Annotated in this window: 11 protein-coding genes; 3 read left to right on the forward strand and 8 right to left on the reverse strand. The window is 68.4% G+C overall.

Translation table 11 applies throughout. From position 1 onward, the window contains the following. Window positions 1–20 precede the first annotated feature (20 nt). The 7 genes from T8K17_RS24285 to T8K17_RS24315 form a co-directional block, all read right to left on the reverse strand. Complete coding sequence (locus T8K17_RS24285) at window positions 21–2,801, reverse strand: hybrid sensor histidine kinase/response regulator (RefSeq protein WP_322332300.1); 2,781 nt, start codon at window positions 2,799–2,801, stop codon at window positions 21–23. Window positions 2,802–2,864: 63 nt separating this feature from the next. Then, window positions 2,865–3,695, reverse strand: coding sequence for a serine protease (locus T8K17_RS24290; protein WP_322332301.1), 831 nt, complete (start codon window positions 3,693–3,695; stop codon window positions 2,865–2,867). Window positions 3,696–3,698: 3 nt separating this feature from the next. Next, the gene (locus tag T8K17_RS24295) at window positions 3,699–4,112 is read right to left on the reverse strand and encodes a DUF350 domain-containing protein (RefSeq protein ID WP_322332302.1); all 414 of its coding nucleotides are present in this window, start codon (window positions 4,110–4,112) and stop codon (window positions 3,699–3,701) included. Between the two features lie 34 nt (window positions 4,113–4,146). Continuing rightward, complete coding sequence (locus T8K17_RS24300) at window positions 4,147–4,650, reverse strand: PilZ domain-containing protein (protein ID WP_322332303.1); 504 nt, start codon at window positions 4,648–4,650, stop codon at window positions 4,147–4,149. 77 nt (window positions 4,651–4,727) lie between these two features. Further along, entirely contained in the window at window positions 4,728–5,861 is a 1,134-nt protein-coding gene (locus tag T8K17_RS24305) for an isocitrate/isopropylmalate dehydrogenase family protein (protein ID WP_322332304.1), read from the reverse strand. 85 nt (window positions 5,862–5,946) lie between these two features. Continuing rightward, on the reverse strand, window positions 5,947–6,711 hold the full coding sequence (locus T8K17_RS24310; RefSeq protein WP_322332305.1) for a sulfite exporter TauE/SafE family protein: 765 nt from the start codon (window positions 6,709–6,711) through the stop codon (window positions 5,947–5,949). 16 nt (window positions 6,712–6,727) lie between these two features. After that, window positions 6,728–7,162 carry a hypothetical protein gene (locus T8K17_RS24315; RefSeq protein WP_322332306.1) on the reverse strand — a complete coding sequence of 145 codons (435 nt, stop codon included), beginning with the start codon at window positions 7,160–7,162 and terminating at the stop codon, window positions 6,728–6,730. Between the two features lie 96 nt (window positions 7,163–7,258). Here T8K17_RS24315 and T8K17_RS24320 point away from each other — a divergent pair, with 96 nt between their 5' ends. Both T8K17_RS24320 and T8K17_RS24325 read left to right on the forward strand, forming a co-directional pair. Continuing rightward, window positions 7,259–7,903, forward strand: coding sequence for a malonic semialdehyde reductase (locus T8K17_RS24320; protein ID WP_322332307.1), 645 nt, complete (start codon window positions 7,259–7,261; stop codon window positions 7,901–7,903). Between the two features lie 116 nt (window positions 7,904–8,019). Beyond that, on the forward strand, window positions 8,020–11,658 hold the full coding sequence (locus T8K17_RS24325) for an AsmA family protein (RefSeq protein ID WP_322332308.1): 3,639 nt from the start codon (window positions 8,020–8,022) through the stop codon (window positions 11,656–11,658). 84 nt (window positions 11,659–11,742) lie between these two features. Here T8K17_RS24325 and T8K17_RS24330 read toward each other — a convergent pair whose 3' ends face one another. After that, a complete protein-coding gene (locus T8K17_RS24330) occupies window positions 11,743–12,573 on the reverse strand; it encodes an aspartate dehydrogenase (protein WP_322332309.1) in 831 nt (276 codons plus the stop codon). A 52-nt stretch (window positions 12,574–12,625) separates the two neighbouring features. On the opposite strand from T8K17_RS24330, the gene T8K17_RS24335 reads away from it, so the two are divergent. Continuing rightward, complete coding sequence (locus T8K17_RS24335) at window positions 12,626–13,636, forward strand: tripartite tricarboxylate transporter substrate-binding protein (protein ID WP_322332310.1); 1,011 nt, start codon at window positions 12,626–12,628, stop codon at window positions 13,634–13,636. Window positions 13,637–13,660 lie beyond the last annotated feature (24 nt).

Here is a 13,660-nt window from a genome sequence, read left to right on the forward strand (position 1 = left end):
TTGCCGCCGAACCACTAAGTCTAGCAGACGTTGAGGCTATTCTCGCGAAGTTGTGCCGATAAATTCAAGACCTCATGATGAGTGTGGACAATATGGTCGAGGAGATCGTTCAACTCGTCCTCGTCCAGGGCTGCACCATCCTTGAGTTTCCGCTCCGCAGATTGAGCCGCATCCCCCAGGAAACGCGCGCCGAAATTCAGGCTCATTCCCTTCAGCGCGTGGACCTGCTTCCCCATTCCGGGCAGATCGCCACTCTCCTGCATCTCCTGAAGCTTCACCCCCACCCCGTCCAGCCCGTCGGCGAATTTCACCAGCATGGTGGCGACCATGATCGGGTCCAGCGCCTGCGTCAGCGCCTCGATTCGGGCCATATCGATCAGGGAGCCGGACGCCTCACCGGCGTTTCGCCCTGCATCGGCATCGTCGCCTGCATCCATCAGTTCGCCGAGCAGGACCTCCAGCGCGTCGAAATCCACCGGTTTGGCGAGATAGCCATCGAAGCCGATGGTCAGGAAGCGGTCGCGGTGGGTGTCGCCCGCATGGGCCGTGAGGGCGACCATGGCGGGTTTGGCGCCGTGACGGGCGCGGATCCGCCGCGCCGCCTCCTCGCCGTCCATCTCCGGCATCTCGATATCCATCAGGACCACGTCGAAGGTCTCGCGCCCGACCGCCTCCACGGCCTCGATCCCGTTCTCCGCAAGCGACACGGTATGACCGAGGCGGGTCAGCGCGGTCTGCATCAGGATCTGGTTGATATTGTTGTCTTCGGCGACAAGCAGGCGGAGCGGACGCGCCGTCTGCGGTTGATCTGTCACTGTCGTCCCCCGGCTGGGGTCGGTTGCGGCCGGACTGCCGGACTCTCCGGCCAGGGCGGCCATGAGGTCGAGCGGCCGGATAGGTTTACGCAGGACGCGGTCGAACAGATCGAAGCGATCGCGCCCTTCGCTCAGGCCGATATCCGACGAGGAGGCCAGGATCAGCCGGGTGTCCGTCAGCGCCGGCTCGCCCCGGACGATCTCCGCCACGTCCAGGCCGCTCAGACCGGGCATCTTGTGATCCAGGATGACGACATCGTACGGCCGGCCGGACTCTGCGGCCTCGCGCAGCAGGGTGATGGCCCGCCTGGGATCCTCCACCCCGACGCCCTCCATCGACCACAGAGCCACCTGCCGCCGGAAGATGTCGACGTTCACCGCCGTGTCGTCGACGATCAGGCACCGCTTGCCGCGCAGCCGCGCCGTCGCATCGCCGCGCGGCGTCTGATCCGCCGTGGCGGGCAGCGGCAGATCCAGAACGAACCGGCTGCCGGACCCGGTTTCGGAATAGGGGGTGATGGCGCCGCCCATCAGCTTGGCCAGCCGCTGGCTGATCGCCAGCCCCAGACCGGTGCCGCCGTAGCGGCGGGAAATGCTCTGATCCACCTGGGAGAACTCCCGGAACAGGACATGCAGCCGGTCGACGGGAATGCCCACGCCGGTATCGCACACCTCGACCCGGACCCTATGATCCTCGCCGGCCGTCACCGTGACCGTGACGCCGCCCCTCTCGGTGAACTTCACCGCATTGCCGACGAGGTTGAGCAGGATCTGCCGCAACCGGCTCGGATCGCCGATCCGCCGCATCGGCAGCGACGTGTCGATATACGACACCACCTCCACCCCCTTGGCGGCGGCCTGCGGATAGAAGAGATCGGTCACGCTGGCGACGACCTCGTTCAGCTCGAACGGGGTCTGTTCCAGTTCCAGCTTGTCGAACTCCGTCTTCGAGAAATCCAGAATGTCGTTGAGGATGACCAGCAGGTTGTCCGCCGACTGTTTGGCCAGCGAGATCATCGAGCGCTGTTCCTCGTCGAGCTCGGAGCGCAGAACCAGGCCGAGCATGCCGATAAGGCCGTTCATCGGCGTCCGGATCTCGTGGCTCATCATCGCCAGAAACCGCGATTTTCCCTCGTTGGCGCGTTCCGCGACCTGCAGGGCATGGGTGACGTCGGTGACGTCGCTGAGCGAGACGATCAGCCGTTCCGACGCGCTGGACAGGCCCACCTGGTAGATCCGCTCATCGCCGTCCGATCCCGCGTCGGGATCGGATCCGACCGTTACCTGCAGCCGATCCATGCCGCCGTCGGTGAGCACCCGCAGGCAGGCGGTGAAGATCTGGGCGTTGATGGCGGGCGAGGTCTCGCTCAAGCGCCGGCCGTCCAAGGACTCGGACGCGCCGAAGATCTCCTGCGCCCGGCGGTTGGCCATGGCGATGACGAAATCGGTGACGCTCCCGGTCTCGTCGGGCGCCGGCCGCAGGAGCAGCAGGCCTTCGGTGCTGGTCTCCATGAGAGCGTCGAAGGCGTCGGTCTTATTGTCCGCCGGCGTGTTGTAGCAGACCAGGGCGGGCTTCCCGTCCAGATCGACCGGAAGGATCAGCCTCTCCCACAGCAGCACGCCCCGAGCGTGACTTGCCCGGTGCAGCGTGTAGAGCGGCCGGCGGTCGGCCAGCGTCTGGCCGTATTTCTCCTCGAAGAACCGGCCGACCTCACTGTCGAAATCGATTGTGGAGCGCCCCGTCATGTCGAAACCCGCGGCACGCGCGATGCTGACGCCGTAGTGCCTGTACCGGTACCCCGCCGCCTCCGGCACGAGAACCATCAGGTTGGCGCTCAGGAGCGGCCGGTTCTGCGGATCGAAGGACGCAAAAAGCGGGAGTCGGTCGGGTCCCGCCAACTCCATCCATTCGTGATAGAGGCTGCGGATCGTCCGGTTATCGACCAAACGGTCGATCGCGTCCCGGATCTCGGTATGAAAGACCAACGCGTTCTCCTAGCCCCACGCGTCCACAGTAGTCGCACATCGGTGTGAACGAAAGCCGGCGGACTAGCGGACGTCGCACAGGGCCATCACGACCGTTTCCCGTGCGCGCAGCGTGTCGGCGATCTCGGGTAGCGTATCCGGGGTGAATGTCGGACGGGAACCGGACGAGGTCGGCGCCACGCCGGCCCGCGCCGCCATCTCCATGATCGAGTCGGGATGGGCGGTAAAGGATCTGCCCCGGCGGACCGACCCGGCCACATGGACGCCGATCAGCCGTCCCTGGCCGTCGAAGACCGGGCCGCCGCTCAGGCCGGAGAGCGGGCGGGAGTCCTCCGGATGGCGTTCGAGCTCGGCCCAGGCGATCACCGGCTCCCTGGTGCTGTATCGACCACGGGCGTTCATCACGCTCATCCCCAGCATCCGCGACCGCAATTCGCCCGGCTGGCCGTGGGGAAAGCCGACGTGATAGGCGATGTCCCCGGGCTGCGGCAGCGCATCGGCGAACTGGACCGCCGGACCGGAGCGGTCGACCTGCATGACCGCCACATCCGCGCCGCTATGCACGGCAAAGGCGCGTGCCCTCACGCCGCGGCGCGGCCGCTCCAGAATGCCGACCACGTCGCAGCCGTCGATCACATGACGGGCGGTCATCCACACGCCCGGCGCGATGGCGAAGGCGGTGCCGCTGCTGTCGGCCGTCTCCCCGACCTCCACGGTGAATTCGGGAAGGCCGGCGAGATCGGAACGCGGCGGCGCGGGCACCGGCCGGCGCACGGAGCTGTCGCCTCCTGCCCGCGGCGGCTCCTGCGGTTCCTCCAGAAAGGAGGAGATCGCGGAGATGATCATCACCAGCAGAAAGCCGAGCAGGCCGATCCGGTTGTTGCCGAGACGCACGGCTCAGCCCGAGACGGCGGCTGCATTAATGACCGCGACCGACAGCTTCACGGCGGCCACCAGAATGGCGGCACCGATCTGATTGGCCTCGATCCGGTGCCAGAGCCCGCCGAGCACCGCCTCCACCAGCCGCACCACGGCAAGCTGCAGGGCCAACGCCACCACGCCCCAGACCACGATGTCGAGCACGCTGACGCTCGCCGCCATGCAGACGGCCAGAGGGATCGCCATGCCGAGCAACGCACCGGAATAGGACACCGCCGCCGCCACGTTGCCCGATTTGATCAGGTCGAGCTCGCGGATCGGCGTGATCTTCTCATAGAGCCAGGCACCGACCGCGAGCATGGCCAGGGTCACGACCAGATGCAGGATCAGGTAGGGCAGTCCGGAGAGCAGGGAGTCGATGACGGCTTGCATGCGGGCCTCGGGTGGAACGCGGAACGGAGAACGGTTAGCGGATCGTGAGATAGAGCGCGCCGATGCCGAGCGTCACGCCGAAGACGGCGATGGCGACGGCCGCCCGCAGCATCGGCGGACTCGATTTCGGGCGGCGCGCCTGTTCGAAAGACGCCTCGATCTCCAGACGCTCCAGCATGTGGATGATGGCGTCCACCGCATCGCGATGCGTCGGCGGCAGGGTGGAGAACTGGAGGCCGACCGTCTCGCCGCCGGGGTCGATCCTGACGATGGTCCCGGTCACGGTGACCCGGATATCGGCGCCGCCCGCCTTGCAGACGAGCAGGCCGGTGATCTCGTCCCCCAGCAGCCGGCTGCCCGGCGGCGCCTGCATCCGCAGTCCGCTGGAGGAAATATCGAGAACCGCCCGGAGCTCGCCGCCCACGCTGATTGCCGTGCGATGGGCGGCGTATCTGTCCTGCATCCGCTGGTCCTCGGCGGCCGCGAAGCCCTCCAAGGGATTCCCGCCGGGAATGGCGTCACGGTCGCCCAGGGACATCGGATGCTGCCGAACGGTTGACGATGGGAGAGACTATCACCGACACCCCCCTATCGCCATGCGGTCCGGATGGTCTTTCACGCATCCAGGCGGGACTCGGCCCGGCCGTCGGCGATGGCCGCCATCACCGCGTCGGTGATCGCCCGGGTGCCGGACGGCCCGCCATACTCGGTCGGCACCAGCCCGTTATCCTGGAACGCGACCTCGACCGCCTTGTCGAGGATCCGGCCGGCCCGCGCGCAGTCGGCCACGCCATGGGTGTCGGCCAGCCATTCCAGCATCATGACAGCCGACAGGAAGGTCGCCGTCGGGTTCGCCAGCCCCTGGCCGACGATGTCCGGGGCGCTGCCGTGGCAAGGCTGGAAGACGGCGTGGCGCGGGCCGATATCGGCCGACGGCGCCATACCCATGCCGCCCATCAACCCGGCGCCCAGGTCGGACAGGATGTCGCCGAACATGTTCTCGGTGACCAGCACGTCGAACTGCCAGGGCCGGCGGACCATGTTGAGGGCGCAGGCGTCGACATACATGTGGTCGGGCTCGCTCACCCCGTGGCGGGCGGCCACCTCGTCGAAGATCTGGCGGAAGAAGTAGAAGCCACCGATGACGTTGGCCTTGTCGATGCAGGTCACCTTGCCGGAATGGCCGCGCTCCTTGCGCTTCGCCCCGAGGTTGAAGGCGAACTCGAACAGCCGCTCGGACCCGGCCCGGGTGATGGTCTGGGTATCGTGGGCGGCGGTCGGCCGGTCTGCGGGGCCGTCGAACACGGTCTTGCCGCGCCCGGCGAACAGGCCCTCGGTGCTCTCGCGGATCAGCACGAAATCCAGGTTCTGCGCCCGCGGGTCGCCGAGCGGCACCGGCGCGCCCGGCAGGGTCCGCACCGGCCGCACGCCGGCGAACAGCTCGAAGGTTTCCCGCATGTCGAGCTGCGGGGCGATCTCGCGGCCGTCGGGATAGCGGATGTCCGGCATGCCCATGGCGCCGAGCAGAATCGCATCGGCCTTGGAGGCGCGGGCCATCGTCTCTTCCGGCAGGGCGGTGCCGGTTTCCTTGTAGTGGGCGGCACCCGCCGCCTCCGAGTGGAAGCGGAGATCGAAACCGCCGACGCGGTCACGCAGGGTCTGGAGGATCGCCACGGTCGGGTCGATCACCTCCGGCCCGATCCCGTCGCCGGGAAAGACCGAAATCTCGAAGGCGGTGTTGGCACTCATGTGGATCGTCCTCCCAAATGCATCATTCGACCTTTGCGGCTTGCGGCGCATGGTGGCGCGCGGCGGGTGGCGCCGACAAGCGCCTTTAACCCGCGAGGCCCTGATAGAGCAGGCGCAGGGCGAGTGCGGTCAGCAGAATGCGGAAGGCGGTGCGGAACCGGGCCTCGGGCATCCGGTTGACGATCTGGCGGCCGGCCATCGTGCCCAGAAAGCCGCTGACGATCATCAGCCCGATCAGCGGCAGCCAGGGCACATAGGCGAAGCCGAGCGCCGCGAAGGCCGTCACCTTCAGCCCGTGCTTCAGGGTCATGCAGGCGGCGAAGGTGCCGATGGTCGCGTGCCGGTCGCCGAGCCGCTCCGGCGACAGAAACGGCGCCAGGAACGGGCCGGTCGCGCCGGCGAACATGGTGATGAAGGCGGTGACCGCCCCGATGATCGTGAAGCCCCGGTCCGGAATCTTGTAGCGGCCCAGGGAGGGCATCCAGGTGGTCACCAAGACGAAGCCGCCGACCACGACCAGCAATACCTCCCGCGGCAGCCGCACCGCGACCTGGGCGCCGATGGTAACACCGACGATCGCGCCGAGCAGGAACCAGAGAACGATGGGGCGGCGGATGAACCGGTGAAACAGCAGCGCCCGGCCGCTGTTGGAGCCGAGCTGGACAAGCCCGTGCACCGGAATCAACGCCGCCGGCGGCACCACGCTCGCCATCGCGGCGACCATGAGGATCCCGCCGCCGAGCCCCAGGGCGGCGGTCATCAGCGAGGTGACGAAGCTCAGAGCGATCAGGGAGATCGCCGCCAGCTCGCCGAGCGGCTCCGGGATGATCAGAGCGAGAAGCGCGTCCATAGAGAAAGCCGGGCCGTCAGGTCAGGCCGGCCACGGTCTTCATTTCCTCCAGAAAGCCGTCGCATTTCGGCAGGTTGCCGAGCACCTGCGGCCGGGCGGTCTGCGGATCGTTCTCGAGGATGGTGGTCACCTCGATGGTGCGCATGACCACGTCGCGTTGAAAGGCGGCTTCGTATTCCTTCTGGGAATGGCCGCGCTTGGCGAGGGTGTCGAACACGGAAAGAAAAGTCTGCCGCTTCGCCTCGTTGCCCTCGATCGGCAGTTCCAGCTCGGCCATGGCGGCCTGATAGAAAGCCACGCAGGATGCGGCGATGCCCATGAGTTGGCGTTCGCGGTCGGACAACGACCCGGCGGTTTGCGCCTGCGCCGCGCCAGTCCAAAGGACCGACGACCACAATACCATCATGGAAAACGCCACACACCCGAACAACCGCACCATGGTCTTGCCCATTTGAGTTCTTTCCCGCGACCTTTACGCCGAGCAATAAACACGCATATCGAAGCCGTAACAACCGCCGGCATAAAGCGGTTCACAAGAGGAGAATTCATGACCGACGCCGCAGTCGCCGCCGCTCAGGAGGCCGTCCGGTCGCTCAAGCAGCGCATCCAGGCCCTCGACGAAAACGGGCTGGACCTGATCTTCCGCGAGGCGCGGACGTTCAACGGCTGGCAGGATCGCGCGATCTCCGACGATCTCCTGCACCAGCTCTTCGACCTCGCGAAGATGGGCCCGACCGCCGCCAACGGCTCCCCCATGCGGCTGGTCTTCGTCAAGACGGCCGAGGGCAAGGAGCGGCTGAAGCCGGCCCTTTCCGCCGGCAACCTGGACAAGACGATGGCCGCTCCGGTCTGCGCCATCGTCGGCTACGATCCGAACTTCTGGGAGAAGTTCCCGTTCCTGTTCCCGCACCGCGACATGTCCGGCGCCTTCAAGGACAAGCCGGAAGCGGCCGAGACCGGCGGCTTCCGCAACGGCTCGCTCCAGGGCGCCTATCTGATGATCGCCGCGCGGGCCCTGGGGCTCGATTGCGGGCCGATGTCGGGCTTCGATCAGGCCAAGGTGGATGCCGAGTTCTTCGCCGGCACCACAATCAAGTCCAATTTCCTGTGCAACCTGGGTTACGGAAACCCGGAAACCGTGTTCCAGCGCCTGCCGCGCTTTGACTTCGAGGATGTTTGCAGCATCGTATGATCCTGCGCCGCGTCGCGGACACATCCGGGCCGGGAGCCGACGCCTCCGACACGCGTTGGCCCAGTTCAGCCTGAAAAGACCGCCGACCCGGCGGATGAACGAATTGGGGAGTAGTTGTGCGTAAGGTCCTGATTGCGATCGTAGGTCTGGTCATCGTTCTCGTCGCCGCCGTTCTGGTGGTGCCGAGCCTGATCGACTGGAACGGATACAAGCCGGAGATCCAGGCCGCCGCGCGCGATGCCACCGGGCGGGAATTGAAGATCGACGGCGACCTGTCGCTGTCGATCCTGCCCTCGCCCACCCTCTCCGTCGCCGATGTCAGCCTCGCCAATGTCGAGGGCGGCTCGACCCCGAACATGGCGAGCCTTGAGTCCCTCGACGTCTCGGTCGCCCTGATCCCGCTGCTGTCCGGCGATATCCGGGTCACCTCGGTCACCCTGGTCAAGCCGGTCATCACCCTGGAGACGCTTCCCGACGGCCGGGTCAACTGGGCCTTCGACAGCGGCCCGTCGGCCGAGGGCGGGGCCGGCGACGCCCCGTCGGAAGGCGGCGACGCGCCTGCCCTGGCGATCGACGAGGCGGTGATCGAGGACGGCCGACTGGTCTACCGTGACGCCTCGACCGGCGCCGAGCACACCCTGTCGGACGTCAATCTGGAAATCTCCGCCGGCGGGCTGAAGGGCCCGTTCGAGATCGACGGGAGCGTCGGCTACCAGGGCGTGCCCTTGACCCTCGCCGCCTCGGTCGGCGCGCTGGATGCCGGCCGCGCCGCGCCCGTGAAGCTCACCGCTACCGGCCAGGAAGGCGCGATCGAGGTCGCCCTCAACGGCACCGTCGACATGGATGCGGGGCCGGCCTTCAAGGGCCGCCTGGAGGCGAAGGCGCCCGACCTCGCCAAGGCCGCCGAGATCGCCTCGACCTTCGGCGCCGACGCGCCCTCGGGCATGCCGGCCAATGCCGCCTCCGTCAGCGCCGACGTGGACGGCTCGCCGCAGAGCGTGAAGGCCAGCAACCTGGTCGTCACCCTGGGCGACTCCCGCTTCCAGGGCGAAGTGACCGCCGCGCTCGACCCGAAACTCTCCATCGACGCCACCCTGTCCGGAAACCGGCTCGACCTGGACGCCCTGCTGCCGCAGGACGGCGCCTCCGACGACGCCAAGCCGGCGGCGGCAGATAGCGCCTCGGCCCAGCCGCCGACCGCCCCCTCGGGCACCAAGACGGCGTCCGGTGCCGCAGCACTGCCAACCGATATCGACGCCCGGATCGACCTGAAGATCGATGCGGTCCAGTACAATGGGGCCGCGATCCGCAACGTGCAGGTCGACGCCTCCCTGCGCGACGGGGTCGGCGATCTGCGTCTGGCGACCGCCCAGCTTCCCGGCGGCACAGACGTCACCCTGATCGGCGGACTGGAGAGCGGGCCGAGCTTCGTCGGCCGCCTGGAAGCCGCGTCCGACAACCTGCGGGCCACCCTGGACTGGCTGCAGGTCGACCTAACCTCCGTGCCGGCCGACCGCCTGCGCAAGGCGGTGGTGAGCGCCGCGATCCGCGCGTCGGGCGAGGAGATCCAGGTCTCCGACTGGACCATGGAGCTGGACGCCACCAAGGCCCAGGGCGGCCTGACCCTGGCCCTGCGCGACCGGCCCGCCTTCGGCCTGAGCCTGGCCGTGGACCGGATCAACGTCGATGCCTACCTGCCCCAGGGCGACAGCCCGGCGGCGGCGTCCGGCGGAACCTCCGGCGGCGCCCAGCCTGCCGCCGGCGGCGGGTCCGACAACGCCGAGGCGCTGGCGGTTCTGGACAGTTTCGACGCCAATATCGACCTGCGGGTCGGCGAGGCGACGGTCGGCGGCATCACCCTGGCGGATGCCCGGATCGACGCCCTGCTGCAGAACGGCACCCTCACCCTGCGCAAGGCGTCGGTCGGCGACATGGCCGGCGCCGCCGGCACGATCTCCGGCGTGCTCAAGGATGCCGCGCGCCAGCCCTCGGTCGATATGAGCTTCGACGTGTCGGTGAAGGACGCCGACCGGTTCGCCCGCCTGCTGTCGACCGACAGCCCGGTTCCGGCCAAGCAGCTCGGCACCGTGGCGCTGAAGGGCACGGCCTCCGGCGACATGAGCGACGTGAAGCTGGATGCCCAGCTCACCGTCGCCGGCGGTACCCTCGACGTGGCGGGCACCGCCCAGCCGCTGACCTCGCCGCCGACGGTGAACGTCACCTACAAGCTGCAGCACCCGGACGCCAATCGGCTGGTCTCCACCCTCTCGCCGGGGGCGCTGGCCGGCTTCGGCTCGCTGGGCACTCTGCAGGTGGACGGCGAACTCACCACCCGGGACGACGGCCGCTACGCCAACAAGCTCGCCGCCTATACCGGCGGCGGACGGCTAGACTTGGTCGGCAACATGGATCTGTTCGCGGCCACGCCCGACGTGAACATGAAGATCGTCGTCAGCCACCCCAACGCGGCCGACGCCATCCGTCTGGCCTCGCCCGGCTACCGGGCCCAGGGAGGCAATCCCGGCGCATTCGAGGCCTCCACCTTGTTGAACGGGCCGGTCGACGGGCTGACCCTCAGCGAGACATCCATCGTCGCCGGGCCGATCCGGATCAGCGGCAGCGGCTCGATCGCCAATACCGGTGCCCGGCCGCATATCTCCCTGGCCCTGACCTCCAACCGGATCGCGGTCGATCCGTGGCTGCCGCCCGGCTCGTCGTCGCCCCAGGGCGCGGCACCGGCCGCGGCTCCGACCGGCGGATCCGGGGCCGGCGGCGGCTGGTCGCGGGAGAAGATCGACACTTCGGGCCTCTCCGCGGTCGATGCCGACGTGACCATGGACATCGAGGCGATCGAATACGGCAGCTACGTGGTCGACAACGCCCAGCTCGCCGCCGCCGTCAAGGACGGCGTGCTGCGGGTCTCGAAGCTCACCGGCGGCATGTTCGGCGGCACCTTCGACCTGACCGCCATGCTGGCCGACCGCCCGACGCCGGAAGCCGCCGTGACCGTGAAGGTGCGCAACGCCGACGTCCGTCAGGCGGCGAAGACCGCGGCCGAGACCGACGTGGTCAGCGGCATCCTCACCTACGACACCGACCTGAAGGCGACCGGCGGATCGGAATACGAACTGGTCTCCAACCTGAACGGGACCGGGTCGTTCGAGGTCCGCGACGGCACGGTGAAGGGCTTCGACCTGCGGGCGTTCTCCGACCGTCTGAAGGAGCTGAATGGGGCCACGGACTTCCTGGACCTCACCCAGCGCGCCCTGTCCGGCGGCCAGACCGCCTTCTCCGCGCTGACCGGCAGCTACACGGTGCAACAGGGCGTCCTGCGCTCCAACGACATCGCCCTGAATGCCGACGCCGCCAAGGGCTCGGCCACGGCGGTGCTGGACCTGCCGCCGCGCCAGATGGACGTCAACGCCAAGGCGCGCCTGACCGACCACCCGAACGCCCCGCCGGTCGGCATGCGGCTGGTCGGGTCGTTCGACAATCCGCGCCAGATCCTCGATATCGACGAGATGCAGCGCTACGTGGTGCAGACCCTCGGCACGCGGACGCTCAAGCAGCTCGACAAGAGCGGCACGGTGGAGAAGCTGGACAACCTGCTGAACGGCGGTGCTGCGGGCGGTACGACCGGAGGGACCGACAGCGGCACGCCAGACAGCGGCTCTGCCGCGCCGGCGCCGCAGGATCCCAAGAAGCAGCTCGAGGACGCGGCCAAGGGGCTGCTGCAGAACCTGCTGAAGAAATAGCCGGCACCCTGCCGGACAAAAAAAGACGCGGGCCGTTACAGCGGCCCGCGTCTGCGTTTGTAGCTCGAAAAGCCGGTATCGGGCTCAGGTGCCCGCGGTCATCGGCGCGCCCAGGCGGCGCAGGGTGGCGATCACGCTGAGGGCAGTGATCTTGCCGGTCTTTGGGTTCTCCTGGGTCGGCACGTTCTCGATGGTCATCGTGAACCGCGCGCTGTCCGCCTCCACCGTGATGGTATGGGTGTTGCGGGTGACCGAGGGATCGGCCCAGATCTCCAGCTTGGTGGCGTCCGGGCCGATGCCGGCCAGGGACAGGGCCGCCGCCACGTTGACGTTGGCCGGGAAGCCGGCAGCACCATCGCGGGCGGAACCGTCGAACACCTTCTTCGCCTCGGTCAGCCCCTCCACCGAGATGTCGTTCTCGATCAGATAAGGCGCGCCGGCGAGACCGCCCGGCGGCTTGCGGGTGACGAGACGGACCTCGGAGATCTCCCCCTCGGCCGCCGCGCGGACCGCGTCCAACCCGATCAGGGCACCGGTCGGCACCACGATGCGGGCGCCCGTGCTGCGGGCGCGCTCGACCAGATCCTCGTGCCGCAGCAGGGCGCCGACGCTGATCGGCACGAAGATCCGGCCGCGCTCGACCGCCGCGCGGCCGACCTCGGCAAACACCGCCGCCGGCGCGCATTCGATGACGATGTCGGCGAGCTTGGCCAGTTCGGCCAGTGGCACCACCGGCACCGCCGTCTTGAAGCCGGCCATATTGGCCTTCGCCTTGTCGACGTCACGGGCGGAGACCGCCACGAGCTTCAGCCCTTCGATGCTGCCGTTGTCGAGCGCCGCGGCCACTTTCTGACCGATCGCTCCAAATCCTCCGATGCCGACCGTAAGCGGTCCCGTCGCGGGCGATGTTGACACGCCGTCCTCCTCGTCCAAGGTTGGTCGCTGTCGTAGCCCCGGTGTGTCGTCCATGTCCAGCCGTCCATCCACGCTCGCCCACCGCATTCGCTCGGCCACCGTCCTTCTGGGACTGACCGCCGCCATTGGCGCGGCAAGTCCGGCGGCGGCGCAGCAGACCGGCGCGGCGATGCCGGCACCGCCCTGTCGGATGGCGACCCTCGTCGTATCGGGCGGAGCCGGCAGCGGCACCGATCTCGTCGCCCGTGCCTTGGCCGACGCCACGGCCCGGACCGGCATGGAGCCGCCGCTGAAGGTGCGCAATATCGACGGGGGCGACGGCGTCGACGGCGCCCGGGCGGTTCTGGAGGCTTCCGGCGACGGCTGCACGATGCTGGCCGCCCACCAGGGGCTGCTGGCCAATTTCCTGACCTGGCGGGCGCCCTTCGCCTGGCACGACTTCCGGCATGTCGCCCTGCTGACGCGAACGCCGCTGGCTCTGGTCGCCCCGGTCTCCGCCCCGTTCGCCGATGCCGAAGGCCTGCTGTCGGCGGCCCGCGGCGGCGCGGTGCGGACAGGCGTGGGACCCGGCACGATCTCGGAATTCTCCCTGCGGGCCATGGCCAAGGCGGCGAAGATCGACCTTCAATACGACACGATCGAGGGCGGACGGGACCGGGTGGCCGCGCTGCTGGCGGCCGATATCGACCTCGCGGCGGTGCCCACCGCCCTGGCCAAACGCCTGGATGCGACGCAGACGGTCCGCCCCATCGCCATCACCGACCGGGAACCGAGCGCGCTTCTGCCGGAGGTTGCGACCCTGCGCAGCCAGGGTGTCGCTTTCGACTATGCCGTGGATCTCGGCATTCTGCTGCCGGCCTCCGCTCCCGCGGCGCTGGCCGAGCGGCTGGCGGGCGATCTGGAGAAGGCGCTGGAGGACCAGCAGTTCCAGCGCACGCTGTCCGACTTTGACGTCCGGATCGATTTTCGACCGCTCACGCAATACTCGATCTATTGGGAGAACCTCATGGCCTCCTGGCGCGAGATCGCCGAAGAGGCCGGCTACGAACGCTCCACCCGCTAGGAAATCGGGAGCATCGCCCCGTCC

Origin of the sequence: Thalassobaculum sp. OXR-137 (assembly GCF_034377285.1) — a bacterium.
In the GTDB taxonomy this organism is placed as follows: Bacteria; Pseudomonadota; Alphaproteobacteria; order Thalassobaculales; family Thalassobaculaceae; genus Thalassobaculum.